General features: G+C 41.2%; 20 protein-coding genes and 1 riboswitch. Of the genes, 7 read left to right on the top strand and 13 right to left on the bottom strand.

What is annotated here, in order from left to right:
* Nucleotides 1-37: 37 nt before the first annotated feature.
* Entirely contained in the window at nt 38-211 is a 174-nt protein-coding gene (locus ACESZG_RS06700; RefSeq protein ID WP_008706056.1) for a hypothetical protein, read from the top strand.
* A 107-nt stretch (nt 212-318) separates the two neighbouring features.
* On the opposite strand, the gene ACESZG_RS06695 is transcribed toward ACESZG_RS06700, so the two are convergent.
* From ACESZG_RS06695 to ACESZG_RS06660, 8 genes are all read right to left on the bottom strand, one after another.
* Nucleotides 319-1,140, bottom strand: coding sequence for a hypothetical protein (locus ACESZG_RS06695; RefSeq protein WP_373217806.1), 822 nt, complete (start codon nt 1,138-1,140; stop codon nt 319-321).
* 6 nt (nt 1,141-1,146) lie between these two features.
* Nucleotides 1,147-1,770: a helix-turn-helix domain-containing protein gene (locus ACESZG_RS06690; protein ID WP_022379881.1), complete on the bottom strand. Its 624-nt coding sequence runs from the start codon at nt 1,768-1,770 to the stop codon at nt 1,147-1,149.
* A 154-nt stretch (nt 1,771-1,924) separates the two neighbouring features.
* Nucleotides 1,925-2,479: an alpha/beta hydrolase gene (locus ACESZG_RS06685; protein ID WP_373217804.1), complete on the bottom strand. Its 555-nt coding sequence runs from the start codon at nt 2,477-2,479 to the stop codon at nt 1,925-1,927.
* Nucleotides 2,480-2,518: 39 nt separating this feature from the next.
* Nucleotides 2,519-3,877 carry a M20 family metallopeptidase gene (locus ACESZG_RS06680; RefSeq protein WP_008706063.1) on the bottom strand — a complete coding sequence of 453 codons (1,359 nt, stop codon included), beginning with the start codon at nt 3,875-3,877 and terminating at the stop codon, nt 2,519-2,521.
* Between the two features lie 123 nt (nt 3,878-4,000).
* A complete protein-coding gene (locus ACESZG_RS06675; protein WP_373217802.1) occupies nt 4,001-4,651 on the bottom strand; it encodes an SDR family NAD(P)-dependent oxidoreductase in 651 nt (216 codons plus the stop codon).
* Nucleotides 4,651-5,208: an ECF transporter S component gene (locus ACESZG_RS06670; protein WP_008706068.1), complete on the bottom strand. Its 558-nt coding sequence runs from the start codon at nt 5,206-5,208 to the stop codon at nt 4,651-4,653. The genes ACESZG_RS06675 and ACESZG_RS06670 overlap by 1 nt, the downstream gene beginning before the upstream one ends.
* On the bottom strand, nt 5,205-6,194 hold the full coding sequence (locus ACESZG_RS06665; protein WP_055059817.1) for a nucleoside hydrolase: 990 nt from the start codon (nt 6,192-6,194) through the stop codon (nt 5,205-5,207). The genes ACESZG_RS06670 and ACESZG_RS06665 overlap by 4 nt, the downstream gene beginning before the upstream one ends.
* 112 nt (nt 6,195-6,306) lie before the next feature.
* A riboswitch (PreQ1 riboswitch) is annotated at nt 6,307-6,351 on the bottom strand.
* 232 nt (nt 6,352-6,583) lie between these two features.
* Nucleotides 6,584-7,690, bottom strand: coding sequence for an RNA-guided endonuclease TnpB family protein (locus ACESZG_RS06660; RefSeq protein WP_370864614.1), 1,107 nt, complete (start codon nt 7,688-7,690; stop codon nt 6,584-6,586).
* 464 nt (nt 7,691-8,154) lie between these two features.
* On the opposite strand from ACESZG_RS06660, the gene ACESZG_RS06655 reads away from it, so the two are divergent.
* Nucleotides 8,155-8,301 carry a hypothetical protein gene (locus tag ACESZG_RS06655; protein ID WP_226852976.1) on the top strand — a complete coding sequence of 49 codons (147 nt, stop codon included), beginning with the start codon at nt 8,155-8,157 and terminating at the stop codon, nt 8,299-8,301.
* A 458-nt stretch (nt 8,302-8,759) separates the two neighbouring features.
* On the opposite strand, the gene ACESZG_RS06650 is transcribed toward ACESZG_RS06655, so the two are convergent.
* Nucleotides 8,760-9,566: a helix-turn-helix transcriptional regulator gene (locus ACESZG_RS06650; RefSeq protein ID WP_055059816.1), complete on the bottom strand. Its 807-nt coding sequence runs from the start codon at nt 9,564-9,566 to the stop codon at nt 8,760-8,762.
* A gap of 270 nt (nt 9,567-9,836) precedes the next feature.
* On the opposite strand from ACESZG_RS06650, the gene ACESZG_RS06645 reads away from it, so the two are divergent.
* The 3 genes from ACESZG_RS06645 (at nt 9,837) to ACESZG_RS06635 (ending at nt 13,599) form a co-directional block, all read left to right on the top strand.
* Nucleotides 9,837-10,847, top strand: a complete 1,011-nt coding sequence (locus tag ACESZG_RS06645) for an ABC transporter substrate-binding protein (RefSeq protein WP_055059815.1) — start codon at nt 9,837-9,839, stop codon at nt 10,845-10,847.
* Between the two features lie 406 nt (nt 10,848-11,253).
* Nucleotides 11,254-12,366, top strand: a complete 1,113-nt coding sequence (locus ACESZG_RS06640; RefSeq protein WP_055059814.1) for an ABC transporter ATP-binding protein — start codon at nt 11,254-11,256, stop codon at nt 12,364-12,366.
* Nucleotides 12,367-12,510: 144 nt separating this feature from the next.
* A complete protein-coding gene (locus tag ACESZG_RS06635; protein ID WP_055059813.1) occupies nt 12,511-13,599 on the top strand; it encodes a CdaR family transcriptional regulator in 1,089 nt (362 codons plus the stop codon).
* 190 nt (nt 13,600-13,789) lie between these two features.
* On the opposite strand, the gene ACESZG_RS06630 is transcribed toward ACESZG_RS06635, so the two are convergent.
* From ACESZG_RS06630 to modA, 3 genes are read right to left on the bottom strand one after another with little or no spacing between them, the layout of a single operon-like run.
* On the bottom strand, nt 13,790-14,848 hold the full coding sequence (locus ACESZG_RS06630) for a sulfate/molybdate ABC transporter ATP-binding protein (RefSeq protein ID WP_020993483.1): 1,059 nt from the start codon (nt 14,846-14,848) through the stop codon (nt 13,790-13,792).
* Nucleotides 14,848-15,543, bottom strand: a complete 696-nt coding sequence (gene modB, locus ACESZG_RS06625) for a molybdate ABC transporter permease subunit (protein ID WP_020993484.1) — start codon at nt 15,541-15,543, stop codon at nt 14,848-14,850. Before modB ends, ACESZG_RS06630 begins: the two co-directional genes overlap by 1 nt.
* 2 nt (nt 15,544-15,545) lie before the next feature.
* On the bottom strand, nt 15,546-16,445 hold the full coding sequence (modA, locus tag ACESZG_RS06620) for a molybdate ABC transporter substrate-binding protein (RefSeq protein WP_020993485.1): 900 nt from the start codon (nt 16,443-16,445) through the stop codon (nt 15,546-15,548).
* A gap of 379 nt (nt 16,446-16,824) precedes the next feature.
* Here modA and ACESZG_RS06615 point away from each other — a divergent pair, with 379 nt between their 5' ends.
* Both ACESZG_RS06615 and ACESZG_RS06610 read left to right on the top strand, forming a co-directional pair.
* Entirely contained in the window at nt 16,825-17,037 is a 213-nt protein-coding gene (locus ACESZG_RS06615) for a molybdopterin-binding protein (protein WP_008706085.1), read from the top strand.
* Nucleotides 17,030-17,968: a helix-turn-helix transcriptional regulator gene (locus tag ACESZG_RS06610; RefSeq protein WP_055059812.1), complete on the top strand. Its 939-nt coding sequence runs from the start codon at nt 17,030-17,032 to the stop codon at nt 17,966-17,968. The genes ACESZG_RS06615 and ACESZG_RS06610 overlap by 8 nt, the downstream gene beginning before the upstream one ends.
* 89 nt (nt 17,969-18,057) lie before the next feature.
* Here the strand turns inward: ACESZG_RS06610 and ACESZG_RS06605 are convergent, their stop codons facing one another.
* Nucleotides 18,058-18,966, bottom strand: coding sequence for an undecaprenyl-diphosphate phosphatase (locus ACESZG_RS06605; RefSeq protein ID WP_008706089.1), 909 nt, complete (start codon nt 18,964-18,966; stop codon nt 18,058-18,060).
* Nucleotides 18,967-19,095 lie beyond the last annotated feature (129 nt).

Genomic DNA, 19,095 nt, shown 5'->3' with positions numbered 1-19,095 from the left:
TCATTGCGTTACGCAAAATATAAAGTGGAGGATTTTTATGTTAGTTTGTGATTATATTGTAGAATCTATTGATGGTGACTATGCACATCTTCGCAGAACAGATCTGCCTGAAGAGGAATTAAAGCTCGTAGCACGGGCGCTTCTGCCCTTTGACATCACAGAAGGATGCAGATTACATTATGAAATGATGCAGTATAGTATCATTGACTGATTTGACAGTCTCCGCCTCACAGCCGTTACAAAAAGTTTACCAGAAAAGGCAGGTAAGTGACTTTTTTATCCTTTACCTGCCTGTAACTTCATACACTCTCTGTAATATCATTTTTTCATCAGATACCCATATTTACGCATCTGCCTTCTTAACAGCTGCTCCACACGTCTTATTACTTCCCTGGGATAATTTTCCGAATTCTTCTGTAAGTATATCTGAATATCTTTGAATGTAAATTGAAAACCAATCTGAACGCCATACAGTTCTTCTGCTGCATCCAACTGTATGTCGAAATCAGAGCTAAATGGCTTCGCCTCAATTTTTTCCAGACAATATTCCAATGACTGATCAATAGGATAATCCTGATTTATGTCGGCAAACATACAAAGTCCCTGATCAAAAAAAGGACTCAGTTCATATTTCTGTGTTTTTTCATTATAAATGACCGCAATATTGTTGGTATGTCTGTCCTCATTCATGAAAAACGCATCTATTTCCAGCATTGCAGTCAGATACGCTCCAAAATTATCTATTTTAGTAATTTCTTCCACCTGAGTTACCAGGTACTGAATGCGTTCTGAAACATCCGCAAAATCTGAGAGCTTTACTGCCAGACTTTCACCTGTATATCGACGATACAATTTTTCCAGCGGAATCAGAACCTGATTTGCTTTCAGAAAATCCAAACTGGAACAGCCCTGAAATATTTTCCCATTATACTCAATTACAGCTGCATCATACTCAACAAAAGGAAAAGGACAGGTACTCTTCTGCAAAAGGTCAGATACAAGAACTTGAGATAAACCTTCATATCCCATATAATCAGCCTTATACCACCTGTCATCAATTTTCCATTTGAGCTGATCTCCCTTGGAAGTATGACCGCTCTTATGCAAGGGAGAATATGCATCAAAATTGCGAATTTCCATTTTTGATCAGCCCTCCTTTTTTAGAATCATAATCCATTGATGATCATCTGACATGCGCCCCTGTGTTTTTTCAATAATTAATAACGGATCATAAAATGGAAGCCCCATCTCTCTCAGAATATCTTTCCTGTGATCGCGTGTTCTAGGAAAACAGCGTTCTTCCAGAAAATATTCAAAATCAGCCCAATCCGGATCAGTTACAACTCCAAATGCCCGGAAAATAATCTGATCTGTATAGTTTTTAATCTTAATTTTTTCATGCCTGAAATCAATATCTATCGTTGTACACAGATCATCATGATTCATGAAATTCATACGCATTTTCACATCCGGATCATCAGAAAAATTATAGGCTCGCTTTATCTGACTGTAAATCGTCTGACGGGAAACGTGATACTGTCTGGCAATATCTGTAATTTTTTCTCCCCGGTCCTGCAGTGCCAAAATATGTGCCAACTGTTCTTCTGTAAACGAATTTTTCCTTCCGGTATTTTTTTTCTTTTCAGAAATAATGCTGTTATTCATATCAGCATTCAAGCATCTGTAATTGTCGGCATCTCTGGATATCTGCTTCAGTTCATGAATATCTGTTGTTCCAAAAATCTGCTGTATCTGATCTTGAAAGTTCATATTCACATCACCACCTAAAAAGACATTATGGAAACCACTTTCACATATAACAGTTTGTGTAATTGAGTATAGCATGGAGCAAAAAGAAGTGTCAAGAAATAGTTTCTTGACACTTCTCCACCCATATCTACTCAATATGATTATATGCTTTTTCTTATTTCCTCTCCAAAAATCCCTTGGTTTTCCCCATAACATCCTGGAGAATTTTCAGGTTTTCCAGTGTATCTGTTGTTTCCAGTGAATGGTTTGCATTTTCATAAGTATACATTGGCACCTGCTGTTTTTGTGAAAGAGCCTGTACTTCAGAAACAATACTCCATGGATCTGAAGTTCCGATAAAGGCAATGGCTTCTCTATGAGCAAAATTGTAGGTGTATTTCAATGGTGTGTATAGTATCTGCCGGCATCTGATGCTGTGTTTCTCTGCATATGCGGATGCTATGATCGTGCCTACGCTTTTTGCGACAAATAATATTTCATCATATTTGTCAAAGTCAATGGCAGAAAGACTTTTCTCTGCCTGTTCATAAAGGCTTTCGAATGCCTGCTGCATTTTTTCTTCATTTCCCCGGATATTTCCGCCATCATAAGTATAGCTTAATGCAATTGTTTCTTCATAGCCACATTCCTGCGCCAGCTTTCGTGAATAATATAAAAGCGGCTTGTCACAATGATACCCGATACCAGGGAAAAATACTGCTGCCTTCATGTTCTGCTCTCCATTTAATAACTGCTCTATCATTTTTCATCAGATTGCCAGAAGATTCTTGATTGCTTCCATATAAACCAGAACTGCCTCTTCCATACCGGATACGAGAATAAATTCATCTGCACTGTGGATACGATAATCAATTCCCGGCTTCTCAGGTCCAAATGCAATGATATTTTTAAGAGATTTTGCATAAGTGCCGCCACCGATCACCATCGGCTTGTTCTCTGTATCGCCTGTTACATCTGTGTAAGCTTTGTATAAAGCATTTACCAGCGGAGATTCTCTTGGGAAGAATAAGGCATCACCAATTCCCAGGATCTCTATACGTCCATTCTCATCATCAAGTCTGCTCTCACACATCCTGCGGACTTCATCTGATTTCAGTGTTACAGGTACTCTGATATCAATTGTACAGGAGATCACATCATTCTCTGTTTTGATCATACCGTTGCAAAGAGTAAGTTCGCCATACTCATCTGCAAATTTCAGTCCAATGCCTTCACCATCGCAGGATGTGCCGATATGTGTATTATAGAATTCCACAAAATCGTCCTTAAATCCTGCTTTCTCGAGACATTCAAAAGTAACACCTATTGCATTGACGCCAAGAGTCGGAGTACTGGCATGTGCCGGAACTCCCTTTGCATAAATACTGATCTGTCCATTTTCCTCTGTTACCTTATATTCCTGAAGCTTTGTCTCTGCAAGTACAGCTTCCAGTCTCTCCTTCAGTCCCTCTTCGGCAGGAACAACTATTGTGGAGGAATCACACACTGCGTTAAAAACAAAACCACCATCTGCAGAGATGATTTTCGTGTTCTTGGAATAAGCCATCATCTGCAGAAGTCCCTTTTCCCCATGGATACACGGGAAGCTGGCATCCGGGGTAAAGCCGCAGGATAATTCTTCTGCCACTTCATTATAATGTTCCATACATTTGGAACCTGTTTCCTCGTTACATCCCATAATGAGACGTACTCTCTTATTCAGCTTCACACCTGAATCGCGGAGAAGCTTCATTGCATAAAGAGCTTCCAGAACAGGTCCCTTGTCATCTGTTGTTCCACGACCGTAAACATAATCACCCTCGCGTGTCAGTTTAAAAGGATCATAACTCCAGTCGCCGCCTACAGGTACGATATCCAGATGTCCGGCAATACCAACAATCTCATCACCCTCACCCATCTCTGCATAACCACAGTAATTGTCCAGATTGACTGTCTTAAATCCAAGCTCCTGTGCAATCTTAAGACCTTCTTCCAGTGCTTTGGCAGGTCCTTCTCCAAAAGGCTTCCCCTCTGCGGGAGTGCCAAGCTGAGAATCAATGGCAACCAGCCTTCCCAGATTGGTAAGCATCTCCTCTGTTAATCCATGAATCTGTTCTTTGATATCCATATTTTTGCGCCTCCTGTTAAATACTTTCTCTATCTTTGAAATATCTTTATCACTATTTTCTCATTTTATCATATTCGGGCACAAAATAACAGTAGATCGCAGGAATGATTTTTCAGACCCACTCTATGGCCAGATAAAATTGCAGTTTCCGGCCTCCAGACCGTCAATTAGAATGTTCTGGCCTGTACAGAAACGGTTTTTTACCGCCATAAAGTAAATCCACTCTGCTGCCTCTTCCACAGACATCCATCGTTTCAGAGGTGTGAGTTCCATGATCTGATCCCAGAGCTTTTCATCCTCCATCACCGGCCGGTTCAGTTCAGTCATAACCCCACCGAAATCCAGACTGTTGCATGTGGCCTGATAAGGAGCTATCCTCATAGCCACGTTTTTCGTGTAAGCAAGGACCCCTCCTTTACTTGCTGCATACTCCGGAAATTCAGAACCTGTATGCCCGCTTGCTGATCCGATCATAATAACAGAATAAATATTAGGATGAATGCCGTAATGTTCTGTAACAGAAATCGTCCCTTTCAGATTTACATCAATATCATCGCCATTCTGAACCCCTGCATTATTGATCAGAATATCTACCTGTCCGATTTCCGGATAAGAGCTTTTGTCTCTGATATCCAGACAGAAATGAGTATATTTCGGATGTTGGATCGAGGATATATTTTTATCAAATCCATAGACTTCATGATTTTCTTTCAGGAAAAATTCTGCACAGTCCTTCCCGATCCCGGATGCTGTGCCTGTGATCAGGACTTTCATCAAGCAAAATTCTCCTTCATACTTTTACGCAACGCTGTAATAAGAACTGCTGCTACTGCAATACACAGAACCCTGTCAATGTAGTCCGTGATAAACTGAACTACAAAACAGCTTCCTACCATTCCAAGAGGTGTTTTTGCCAGAAGCTGTACAAGAACAGTGGATCCGGAAGAAGTGATTCCTCCAAATAAAAATGCCGTAATACAGGAACTGATTATAGTAGATGGAAGTGTGATCACAAGAGCAGCCGGAAATATCTGCCACTTTTTCGGCTGGAATTTTCTGTACACAAGACCTGTCACAAAACCAAGAAGAATTCCTACCGGTGCATAATACAGGGAATAAATATCTACAGTCATTCCCATCAGCAGGCCGCTGAGCAGATTAGGAAGCATTCCATAAAAGGGTCCCAGAACAGCAGCCACAAATACAGTTCCAATACTGTCCAGATAAATAGGAAGTTTCAGAAATAAAGCAATCTGTCCTCCCACAAAATTAATGCAAATAGCAAAAGCGATCATACAGATCTTCTGTACACTTATTTTTTCAGTTTTCATTTTAAATCTCCTCGTATTAAATCTTGTAAAATATCCAGTTCTTCCGGTTCCTGATCTAGGATCCTTGAAAGAAACATCTGAAAGAATCCATACACATCTACCTCAGTCAACACCCTTGTATTTGAAGTTTTCCGGTAGAAATTCATAGAATCCACAACAGACTGTCCAAGAGAAATCCCCTCTGTTTCAATCTGTACATAGGAATCAAAGCCTTTGCAGAGTTCCGGATTGATAAAATATGCCACTGCCAGGGGATCATTGATCACACAGCCAATGATATGCTCCCATTCCCAATGAAAATCAAAATAAAATTTCGTAATCTTCTTTACAAATTCCCCTGTTTCTTTATTCAGACGGCACATATACTCCAGCAGATCAGGCGTGAGCACAATCTTTCTCGTCACATCCAGCCCCACCATATGGATTTTCTGACCATTCTGATGGAGTGTCTCATACACCAGGGAAGCGCCGTCCGGGTCACACCAGTAATTGTATTCTGCAACAGGTGAACAGTTTCCATGACTTTTAAAGCTGCCGCCCATGGAAACAATTTCCTCAATACAGGAAAATGCTTCTTTATCCTTCTGGATCAGTCTGGCAAGATTGGTCATAGGTGCCAGTTCGATTATGGATACTTTCTCTTTTTTCAATACATCAGCCAGAAAATCCACAGCACTGATCTGCTGCTGATAACCGGTTACTTCAGGCAGAAAGCTCTCTCCAAGCCCGTCTTCTCCGTGAGTATCCAGAGCATTCACGTAATCCCGCCTTAAGGGAGTGCTTTCCCCAATGTACACAGGAACATCCAGACGATTCATCTGCTTCAGGATTTTCTTTGCATTTCCAAATCCCATCTCCACCGGTGAATTTCCACACACAATGGTGATTCCGATCACTTCGATCTCCGGTGATTTCAGTGCAAGCATAATCGCAAGACTGTCATCAATCCCCGGATCACAATCAATAATTACTTTTCTTTTTTTCATTTAATTCCTTTCTGTCAAAGCAAAAAAAATACTTTTGTTTATCCCTCAATAAACAAAAGCATCAGCAAACAGACCGCTTATGATAACTCATAAGCGACCGCAATATTTTTTACTTTGCCTAGTTTTTTATACTGGGAGGGTTTCGAACCAGTTTCGGTGGTTATTTTAACACATATTTTTATGCATGACAACAGTTAGCGCATACACCATTTGAGATTTGCAGCATATTCTAAGAGCAGAAATCTCGTGACATGCTCCCGCCACTTAAATCTTACAGATTTTGAAGTGGGGGCTTCCTGCTCGATTGCCCTTCAGGGCAAAGCTAAAACAGGCTATCCCCGCGTGTCCCGCGGTTCTTTTTTATCCGGTTACGGATCTTTTCTGTGCTATTATGCACATTTTTTATATATTCTTTTTCCTTCTTTCAGAATATTGACCGCCGCATTCACATCCCGGTCCATCCGGTTTCCACATTCGCACAGGTATGTCCGTTCTGATAATGCCAGTTCTTTCTTTTTATGCCCGCATACACTGCATATCTTGCTGGATGCAAAATATCTGTCTACTTTTATCAGATATTTTCCGCGTTCTTCCAGCTTATATCCAAGCATGGAAAGGAACTGACCGTATCCGTTATCCTGTATCCCTTTTCCGAAATGCAGGCCTCCGGCTATCCCCTTCAGGTTCAGATCCTCCACACATACTGCGTCATAGTCTTCTGCAAGGCTGTGGCTGAGCTTATGCTGGAAATCCTTCCTCTGGTTCTTTATCTTTTCATGATATAAAGCAACCTTTTTCTTCTGTTTCTGATAGTTACGGCTGCCCTTTTCACATCTGGAAAGTTTTCTCTGTTCACGGGCAAGTTTTTTCTCTGCATTCCGGTAAAACATGGGATATCCGGCTCTTTCACCGGTAGAAAATACACACATCCCATGCATGGCAAAATCCATCCCCAGGAATTTTTCCGCCTGTCTTTTCTCCGCTGTTTGGTTTTCACAGTCGAACAGCAGGCTGGCAAAATATTTTCCGGACGGTTCCCTGCTCACAGTCACTGATTTCAGCTTCCATCCCTCCGGGATCATACGGTGGAGTTTTATTTTTACCGGCTGCATCTTTGGCAGTTTCAGGAATCTGTCCTGCAAACAGATATTCCCATTTACCATATTCGTTGTATAGGATTTCCGCGAATGTTTTTTTGATTTATAATGCGGAAATCCCACTCCCGGTTCCCGGAAAAATTTCCGGAAAGCCCCTTCCAGATTTAACTGTACATTCGCCAGCGCAAGAGAATCCACTTCTTTCAGCCATGGATATTCTTTTTTATATCCGGCCGGCGTATTTTTCAGCATCTTTTTTTCTTCCTGATAATAACGGATCTTATCCGCAAGCATCCGGTTATAGAGAAAACGGCTGCAGCCGATCGTTTTTTCTATCTGAGTTATCTGTTCTTTATTGGGATAAATCCTTATTTTTACTGCCCGGTTTATCTTTCTCACCCTGACTTTCTATATACTGATGGATTGTTCCAACAGGTGCTATATTTCAAAGATTTCTTTTGCTCTCTCTGACATCTTATCGTCCAGCATCTTTCTGCTATATTTCATAACCATGATCAGCTAACAACACAGAATGAGAATTATTATGTACACTCACTTATTGTTTATTTCGACCGTCCAATTTTCAAGAGCATATTGTTCTTTTTCTATTATAATATATTTATTGTATCAGAACAAGTGTTTTTGTGATTTTTTATGAATTTGAGCAGACATGCTCGAATGTGCAATTCATCCCATCACCTATAGGACGCCACTGAAAAACTATTTTTATACACATTATATAGTAGATTAAAACAAATAAAAACACTTTATATTGTACTGCTTTATGCAAAATAAAGACTTTTTCAGTGGCGTCCCTATAGAGGTGAGGGAATTCTTGCTACGGTTGTTAAAGGAGTATCTGCATGAAAAATAAAAAATGGATCACGCTGGCAGCTGCCGTTGTGCTTGCTGTGACTTCACTTCCTGTGACAGCATTTGCAGAGAAAAAAGACAGCACAGATGATAAGATGCTTACAAAAACCACTTTAAATAGCGCGGAGAATCTATAAAAGAAGTGGCGGAAATACCAGCAATGATATTTCCGCCGTTTTTACAACTCTGAATATCCTATCCAGAGCTACTTTGTGTTCATAGTATATGTTTTACAATCAAGTTTTATGAAATGTAAAAAGGAACTCGTCCAGAGCCCCTTTCCTTTGAATAAGTAATAATATCTTTCTCACTCCGGAAAAAGACTTCTTTGTACTTATATAATACTGGTTCAATTACTCCTTGTCAATATCTATTTTTATCTTTGTAATGTGTTCTGTCAAAGAAAGTTACTGTTCACATGATAGTATATTTATTGTTTACAAGTTGGTAGGTTCCGGTTATTATAAATCTAAGATTATTTGAGGTGTTAAAAGAGATGCAGGAGCCGCGACGCCTGCCAAATAATTTCTTTCATCTATAAATGCTCTGTTCCGAATGGATAGAGCTTTTTATTTTGCAATAAACATAATCAGAATCAATACTTTGCTAATAGTTTTTTCCAGGGTTTATAGCCTTTCATATAAGCAAAGTCTTCTTCATTTTGGAAGCCTGCAATCAGTTCTTTTTTCATTTCTTCAGCATATGGATTTTCTGCGTCTTGAAATTTTATATGTTTATATAATCTTGATTTCTGAAAATCACAGATTGTATCGACATTTTCCAGCTTTTCATATGCTTCTTCTGTTTTTTCCTGTTCCATGTATAATTGTCCAAGTTTTAGTTTTTTCATGGGATCATAGTCGGAAAAATAATTCAGATATTTTTCTGCCATTTCATAATTCCCTTTTCGCAAGTAGAATCCGAACAGAGAATCTGCCGCATGGTGCTGGATTTTTTCATCCTTGTCATTTAGTGCTATTTCGTACCAGAAATTAATCTGTTCGTCGTACTTATCGGGGTGCTCACACTGACCTATGATTCTTCGCGAGTCAAGCATCACCGCCACCTGCCAGATTAGCATGTTGCAGTTAGGGTAATCTTTTATGATATTTACTGCCCATTGATAGGTTTTTTCGTAACCTTCTACCGAAAACATTTTGTCCATTTCTTGAATAAGTTCTGTAATTTCAACGTCTGTCAGATTTTCATGAAAAGACAATAGGGTATCAAGGGAAATATGTAGCAGCCTTGCAATAGGTGCTAACAGTTCAATATCTGGATTGGAGTTCCCGTTCTCCCATTTATTCACCGCTGGGGTAGTTACTCCTAAGCGGTTTGCCATTTCCTCCTGGGTGAAACCAGACACTTTTCTATATTTTTTTATCACACTTCCAATATTCATCCTAATTCTCTCCTGATTGAAATTTCAAAAGCTTTTGTGATTAAATCATAGCATGATTGGAAATTGGACACAATTGAATTGTTGTTAAATAAAATTCATATTTTTTAACTAATGGGAAAGTTGATCGTGATTAGCAGTTGATTTTGGGGGCATATCCTAACAAAAGGAATCATGGAGGCTGTGTTTTGCGATACTTTGTATGTCCCCCCTGGTCACCAATTAATTAATTATGCATACTCTAACAGAAGAAGTCGGTAAAGGAGTGTCTGCATGAAAAATAAAAAATGGATTTCACTAGCGACAGCAGTCGTTCTGGCGGTGACTGCACTGCCGCTGGGAGTGTTTGCTGCAAAGAAAGATGAGGCGAAGCTTGCAAAAGTTACCTTAAATGAAGTAGCCCATTCCATCTTTTATGCACCGCAGTATGTGGCAATCGAAGAGGGATATTTTAAAGATGAGGGGCTTGATATGACGCTTATAACTGGCTTTGGGGCAGATAAAACTATGACTGCCGTCATATCCGGCGAGGCGGACATCGGATTTATGGGAGCAGAAGCATCTATCTATGCCTATCAGGAAGGAGCTACTGATCCTGTTGTAAACTTTGCACAGCTTACCCAACGGGCCGGAAATTTCCTTGTGGCAAGAGAAGAAATGCCGGATTTTAAATGGGAAGATCTGAAAGGCAGGAAAGTTTTGGGCGGACGCAAAGGTGGCATGCCGGAAATGGTATTTGAATATATTCTGAAGCAGAATGGCCTTGACCCTCAGAAAGATCTGTCTATTGACCAGAGCATTGACTTCGGCGCTACTGCGGCTGCTTTTACAGGAGATGATTCGGCAGATTTCACTGTAGAATTTGAGCCGTCTGCTACTGCTCTTGAAAAGCAGGGCGCTGGGTATGTCGTGGCATCCCTTGGTGTTGACTCCGGCTATGTGCCTTATACCTCCTACAGTGCCAAAACCAGCTATATGGAAAAAAATCCTGATATCATGCAGAAATTCACTGATGCTCTGCAGAAAGGTATGGACTACGTTCAGAGCCATACTCCAGAGGAGATTGCAGAAGTAATCGAGCCACAGTTCCCTGAAACAGATCTGGATACCATCACAGCCATTGTAAAACGTTATTACGATCAGGACACCTGGAAAGAAAATCTGGTGTTCGGGCAGGATGGTTTTGAACTGCTGCAGGATATCCTGGAAGATGCAGGTGAACTGAAAGAACGTACACCGTATACAGAACTGGTCAACACAGAATTTGCGCAAAATGCTTCCTGATGATTTGCTTTTTCTGATCCTCCTGTAATTTTAGCCCGATATTCGTCTCTTCTCATCCGTTCCTTCATATTGTCAGAGATTTTTGACTTGATTCAGCCAAACCATAATCTTATATATACTTTGAGTAACAGGTAGTAAAAAAGAACCATATTTTAACTCCAATTTCGAGAAACGCAGACAGAATTTCGTCATTTTGTCCTGCGTTTTTCTTATGTCTTTTGACAGTTTGACGGAATCCCCAGATACTGGTTACGGCTTTTCGTCAGAATGACAAGAAACGAAAAAAATCTTTGTACGATTCTTCCCTAGCCATCCCCCCTCCTTTTCGCTATACTATCTACAGATGAAAGAAACGAGTAATCAATCAGCAAAAACAATATGAAATAATTTTGGAGGAATAATAATCATGGCAAGCTTATCATTACAGCACATTAACAAAACTTACCCAAATGGTTTCCAGGCAGTTAAAGATTTCAATCTGGAGATCGAAGATAAAGAATTCATCATTTTCGTAGGACCTTCAGGATGTGGTAAATCTACTACACTTCGTATGATTGCCGGTCTGGAAGAAATTTCCGGCGGTACATTAAAGATTGGTGACAAAGTTATGAACGATGTAGAGCCTAAAGACCGTGATATCGCAATGGTATTCCAGAACTACGCTCTGTATCCTCATATGACAGTATATGATAACATGGCATTCGGACTTAAACTTCGTAAAGTTCCGAAAGACCAGATTGATAAAGCAGTTCGTGAAGCTGCAAGAATCCTTGACCTTGAGAAACTTCTTGATCGTAAACCGAAGGCTCTTTCCGGTGGTCAGAGACAGCGTGTTGCTATGGGACGTGCTATCGTACGTAATCCTAAGGTATTCCTTATGGATGAGCCTCTTTCCAACCTGGATGCTAAACTTCGTGTACAGATGCGTATCGAGATTTCCAAGATCCACCAGAGACTGGGTGCTACAATCATCTATGTAACACATGACCAGACAGAGGCTATGACTCTTGGTACCAGAATCGTTGTTATGAAAGACGGTGTTGTTCAGCAGGTAGATACACCTCAGAACCTGTATCAGAAACCAGGCAACTTATTCGTTGCAGGATTCATGGGATCTCCGCAGATGAACTTCCTTGACGCTGTTATCTCCGAAAAAGGCGGCAACCTTATCGCTAAAGTTGGCGATCATGAACTGGCTATCCCGGCTGCTAAAGCAAAAGCTCTTAAAGATGGCGGCTATGTAGGTAAAACAGTTGTTCTCGGTATCCGTCCGGAAGATATCCATGATTCCCAGATGTTCATCGAAGCTTCTCCAAGCGCACCGATGACATCCGTAGTTAAAGTTTACGAGCTTCTCGGAGCTGAAGTATTCTTATACTTCGACGTAAACGGAACTCAGGTTACAGCACGAGTTGATCCTCGTACAACAGCTAAGACCGGTGATCCGATCAAATTCGCATTCGATATGGAAAAATCTCATTTCTTTGATAAAGAAACAGAACTTACAATCTGCAACTAATTTTCAGGAATCTTTAATAAACCCGGGGAGTTTTCCCCGGGTTTTTATGTTATAATATAGAATTGGCTGCCTGATTACTTCGATCAGACAATTTGCAAGGATTGCTATAAGCTGATTCATACCCCAAAAGAAAGGATTGACCTAATGAAAATACAACAGATTTTACAGAAATGCCTGACAGACTGGAAGAATATCAGCCAGATTGATTTCTGTCTGCTGGATTCTGATAACCATATCTTTCTCTCTACCTGCGATAAAAAACTTCCTGCAGAATCAAAACTGGAAGAATTTCGCCAAAGCAGTGCCCTGTGTGTTTCCAATACAAGCTGCTGCCTGTATAAGATCATGGAGAACCATTCCATCTCCTATATTCTGATCGTATGGGGAAAAGCAGAAAGTACTGCTACCATCGGAGAGCTGGCCGTATGCCAGGTACAGAGTCTCCTGGCTGCCTATGCAGAGAAAAGCGACAAGAATACCTTTATGCAGAATCTTCTCCTTGGTAGTTATTCCGATGTAGATGCCTTTAACCGCGCCAAGAAACTGCACATTGCAACTTCTGTTCAGCGTGCCGTATTTCTTGTGGAAACCAAACAGACCAAGGATGAGAACGCTCTCGCTACGATCCGGAATATTTTCTCTGCCCGTACCAGAGATTTCATCACAGCTATTGATGATACAGGGATTATCATCATCAGAGAATTACAGTCTACAGAAACTTATGAGGATCTGGAATCAATTGCATATATGCTTGTAGATATGTTAAATACAGAAGCAATGACTTCCGCATGGGTTGCATACAGTAATCTGGCAGAGGATATTTCCAGGCTTCCAGACGCATACAAGGAAGCACATACAGCCCTTGAAGTAGGCAAGATTTTCTACGCAGATAAAAATGTATTCGGATATAACCAGCTTGGAATCGGCAGACTGATCTACCAGCTTCCTGTTTCCATATGTGAAATGTTTATCGACGAGATCTTCAAAGAGGAAACTCTGGATTCTATTGACGAAGAAACCCTGATCACCATCCGTACCTTCTTTGAAAATAACCTGAATCTCTCCGAGACCTCCAGACAGCTTTATGTACACAGAAATACTCTGGTGTACCGCTTTGAGAAGCTGCAGAGAAAATTCGGACTGGATATCCGTGCATTTGAGGATGCATTAACATTTAAACTGGCGATGATGGTTGTGGACTACATAAAATATTCTAAAAATCATCCGTCATAGATTTCTCAGACAATTTGATAACATCCATCTGCGTGATCAAACCGGCAGACTCTTACAGCTACGTGGCTACGCGATTCTACACCGAATAACTGGCTCCGCAGGGACTTACTTGATTCGGTTAAAAAAGCGTTATATCTTCACCAGAAATCTCTGTTGAAAATACAACGCTTTTTATTATTTCTTATATATTCTATTTCGCTTCTTTCAGCAGCATCAGATGCTCTTCCGGAAAATGAATATATTTCGGAACTTTTGCATGCGGATCTTCCTCAAAATTTCCTTTGGGGCACATCCACCAGACCGGCTGACAGTCTCCACCTTTCTTGTTCTTCAGTAAATACTGATGTTCAAAGGTCGTTTCAATATATTCCATAACTTCCACTTCCATGTGGTTCTCTCCGCCTTCAGATGCACCTTTCATCCAGTGACCGCGGATTCCCACATGCGTAACATCATCCGGCACCACATCTTTGGTCTGCAGCATCAAATCCCAGTCCACTGCATAAATACTGTGTTTTCCCATTTTCTGTACAGTTGAGAAATTTTTACACCCTGTCAGTCTGGCTGCCTGCAGAATACCGGGTCGTTCAAAGAGTTTCTTGGTTTCTCCTGTAGTAAGTGCCTGACCGCTGTCCAGAATTGTCAGATGTCCGCAGAACTTGTAAGCCTCATCGCGGCTGTGAGTGACCAGAATCATATCACCTGTGTACTCATTAAGAAAGTTCTGCATATCACGCTGCATGATATCTTTCAGATATCCATCCAGTGCTGAGAACGGTTCATCCAGAAGGATGACTTCCGGTTCTCCGATCATCATTCGTGCCAGTGCGACACGCTGCTGCTGACCTCCGGAAAGCTGTCCCGGATAACGTTTCTCCAGCCCGTTAAGCTGATAGCGCTCTATGTAATCTGCCACTTTTGCCTTAAGATGTTTCTTATCTCCTCTGTATCCGCATGCGATATTCTTCTCTACAGTCATGGTAGGAAAAAGTGCATAGTTCTGAAAAAGATAGCCGACCTTCCTCTCCTGCGGTTTAAGATTGATTTTCTTTTCTGAATCAAAAAGAACTTTATCATTTACAACAATTCTTCCTGAGTCCGGTGTCTGGATTCCTGCAATACAGCGCAGAGTCATACTTTTTCCGCTTCCGGATGCTCCAAGGATCCCCATTGGAGAACCATCACTCTCCAGCTTTACTTTCAGAGTGAAGCCATGAAGTTTCTTCTCAATATCCACACTGACTGCCATTACATCCACCTGCCCATCTTCATTCCCTTACCGGAAACGATATTGATCGCCGCAACGATCACAAATGAAATGATCAAGATCACAACTACCCAGAAACCGGCCATGCCATAATTTCCTGCCGCAGTCTCCGAAGCAATGGCAACGGAAACGGTTCTGGTCTTGCCAAGAATGTTTCCTGCGAGCATGGATGTAGCACCGTATTCTCCGATTGCTCTGGCAAAGGCAAGGACTGTACCGGATGCGATTCCGGGTCCTGCTGTCGGCATGACAACTGTCCAGAAGATTCTTCTGTCACTCATGCCAAGTGTCTTGCCTGCTGCGATTAAATTCACATCCACCTGTTCAAATGCAGCGCGTGCATTTCGGTACATCAGTGGAAACGCAATTACAGATGCTGCGATCACGCAGCCCTTCCAGGTCTGTACGATCTTAATGTCAAAATTATCCAGCAGAAATGCCCCGAACGGACGTCTCAGACTGAACAGCAAAAGCAGAATGAAACCGGCCACTGTCGGGGGAAGTACCAGAGGCATGGTCAGAATACCATCCAGTATGCCTCTGGAAAAAGGTTTCATCTTCATTACCAGTCTCGCAAAGAATATTCCCAGAAAGAACGCGATCACAGTCGCTGTGAAACCTGTTTTCAATGAAATCCACAAGGGACTCCAGTTTATTTCTGCCAGAAATTCACTCATTCTTATTTAGCTTCCTCTGTTGTCTCTGTCTCAGCATTTGTTTCTGTGTCATCTGCTTCTTCTGTTGCTTCTGCATCTTTATCATCTGTTTCGGAAGCATCATCTGCTTTGTATGCTGTGAATCCGTATTTCTCGAATACTTTCATAGCGTCGTCAGATTTGATGTACTCAAGGAATGCTTCTGTAGCTGCTGTATCATCTTCAGATGCCTCTTTGTCTTCGATAAGGCCTACCGGATAGAGAACAGGTGTCTTCAGTGCATCTGCCGGAGCTTCTGCGATAACGTCTACTTTATCTGCAACGGAAGCTGCATCTGTAGCATAAACGATACCGATCTCATTACTTCCTTCACTTACTGCAGCAAGAACTTCAGATACATTTTTACCTTCATTGATTTCCATCTTATTTACTTCATCTGTAATTCCAAGATTGTCGAAAATTTCTCTGGAATACTGTCCAACAGGAACGCTGTCACCTGCAAGTGCGATGTTGGCCGCATCTGTGATGTTCTCGAATCCTGTAACTTTTGTTTCTCCATCCTTAGGTTTGATCAGAACGACTTTGTTCTCAAGGATATCTTCTACCGTATCTTTCTTAGCCAGATCTTCGTCTACCAGAGCGTCCATCTGCTTGTCAGCTGCTGAGAAGAAGATATCGCAGCGTGCGCCTTCTTCGATCTGTGTCTGTAATGTGCCTGAGCTGTCTGCATTGTAGAGGATTTCAACATCAGGATATGTCTCATTGAAGTCTTTCTGGATTTCTTCCATTGCATTGCTTAAGCTTGCTGCGATGAATGTGTTGACTTCACCTTTTAAGTCTGTACCCGCTGCGAAAACTCCTGTGCTGAACATTCCTGCACTCAGTACTCCTGCCATCATTGCTGCAATTAATTTCTTTCTCATATTTTTACCGCCTTTCATTTAGTTTCGTTTTGTTTTATTCAGTTTTGTTTCCTTTTGTATCTATTGTACAAAACTTTTGTATTCTTGTCAATTTTATTTGTATATGTTATCATGTAAATGATAAAAGGTCGAAAGCCTTATTTTTACTGCCATAAACAACTTTCCGGCCTTTGATCGGGTATCAGATAAATCGTTACTGTTCACTCCGTTCTCAGTAACGCAGCCAAAATTCATTCCAGATTGCCTGTGGCAATGGAATTTTGGCTTGTATGTCTCGGGATTTTGGCATATCCATGCCAAAACACCTCGCGGGATAGTGGAGTGTGAACAGTAACGATAAATCTATAGAAAAAAAATAATAAACAGTGAGGTAATTATCATGAAATTAAGTGCACGCAATCAGTTAAAAGGGAAAGTAGTAAGTATCAATAACGGAGCTGTAAACTCCATCGTTTCTATTGATATCGGCGGTGGAAACATTATCACAGCAACCATCTCCTGTGCAGCAGTTGAAGAATTAAACCTGAAAGTAGGTTCTGATGCTTATGCAGTGATCAAGGCTACTAATGTCATGGTAGGTATTGATGAATAAACTTTACACAGCTCAGGAGGTCGCAGACCGTCTAAAGATCAAAAAGACAACGGTCTATGAACTTATCAAGCGCGGTGAGCTGGAATCTTCCAAAATCGGAAAACAACTCAGGGTCAGCGAAGATCAGTTGACACAGTATCTTAACAGAAGCAGTTCCGGCAATTCCGAAAGCGGGCAGGATATTCCATACACTTCTGTTAATTTTGAACCTGAGAGCTCTCTGCTGAAGAGAGATTATCTGCTTCATTCCAGTGGTATCATTTTAGGCGGCCAGACTTCTGCCGCCCTGGAGCTTCTTCTCGGCAAAATGTCCGCTCATCCTGATGGCCTTCCTGTCCTGCAGTCTCATATGAATGACTATAACGGACTTTATTCCCTGTATTTCGAAAAGGCACATATCGCTGCTACCAGTCTGGATATAGATGATATCCGTCACCTGGTTCCCGGAATCCCGCTGATACTTCTTTCTTTATATAAATACTCTGTCGGCTTCTATGTACAGGCCGGAAATCCTGAAAAGATTTCTTCTGTGGAGAACCTGACGGATCCGAAAGTTGTTTTTATGAATCGTGAAAAGGGAAGTGCCCGCAGGGTTTATCTGGACCGTCTGTTAAAAGAACGGGGAATCTCTTCTGAAAAAATCAGCGGATACAGAAATGAAGCTGTCTCTGATATGTCATCTGCATCTGCTGTTTTTGAGCACAGAGCGAATGTTGCTTTTGGAGAAGAAATGATCGCACGTTACTTTCCGGGACTTGATTTCGTCCCTGTGACTGATATGCAGATGTATCTGGCAATTCCTGCGGAATCTGTGAGAAAGCCGGGGTTCTCTGTTCTTGTGGAAATTGTACAGTCTGAAGATTTCAAAGCTGAGATTCATCATCTGACAGGTTATGATACCTCTTATACCGGCGAAATGATCTGTATATAAGAAACCTGTAACATAATAAAAAGCCCTGCTGTCCGGGATATACGCTTATGACGTACATGCCGCTTATACAGCAGGGCTTTTCTTATACATTATTTACAACCAAGAAGTGTTTTTCCGATAAAGTATCCAAGCACCAGAATACCAAGTGCGATTCTGTACCATCCGAATGCCTTAAAGTCATGTTTCTTTATGTATCCCATCAGGAATTTGATCGCGATAATGGAAACTACAAATGCCACTACCATTCCCACGATCAGGATCATCACCTCTGTTCCTGTGAAAGAGAAACCGAATTTCAGGATTTTCAGAAGACTGGCTCCGAACATGACCGGGATTCCCAGGAAGAAGGTAAATTCTGCTGCTACTGTACGGGAGGTTCCTGCAAGGATACCACCGATAATGGTGGAACCTGAACGGGATGTACCCGGAACTACGGAGAGTACCTGGAACAGACCGATGATGAGTGCAGTCTTAAATGACAGATTTTCCAGATTTGTACAGGTTGGTCTTCTTCTCTTGTTATAATTCTCAATGACAATGAAGAGGATACCATATACGATCAGTGCAATGGCAACTACTACATAGTTATTAAATTTCTCTTCAATGACATCATTAAACGGAAGTGCGATAACAATCGTCGGTATACAGGCTACTATAATTTTAAACCAGAGTACCCATTTTTCTTTATCACAGAACTTCTCCACAAAAGTAAGAATTCCTCTGGATACTGCACCATGCCTGTTAAGCACTGCCTGCTGTTTCTTTGAAATTGGTCTGATATAAAACGGCCACAATTTGTTCCAGTAGAGAACTACAACCGCGAGGATCGCGCCAAGCTGGATCACTACGAAAAACAGATTCTTAAAATCCTCTGTCACATTCAGTTTCAGGAACTCATCCACCAGGATCATATGTCCGGTACTGCTGATCGGGAGCCATTCTGTGATTCCCTCTACAATCCCAAGGAAAATGACCTTTAACAGTTCAATAAAATCCATAATCTTTCCCTTCCTGTTTTCTTTTTTGTTGTTATTCTTATTTACAACGATTTTCAACCGGATCAGACAGGTTTCTGCCAGATAATAAGTAATGCAAAAGACCCACATATATCTATCTGACTCACTGTA

The sequence above is a fragment of the Blautia sp. Marseille-P2398 genome (assembly GCF_964240315.1).
Lineage (GTDB): Bacteria > Bacillota > Clostridia > Lachnospirales > Lachnospiraceae > Blautia_A > Blautia_A wexlerae.
Note: the sequence above shows the minus strand (reverse complement) of the source record. Positions and strands in the feature narration are given on the sequence as shown.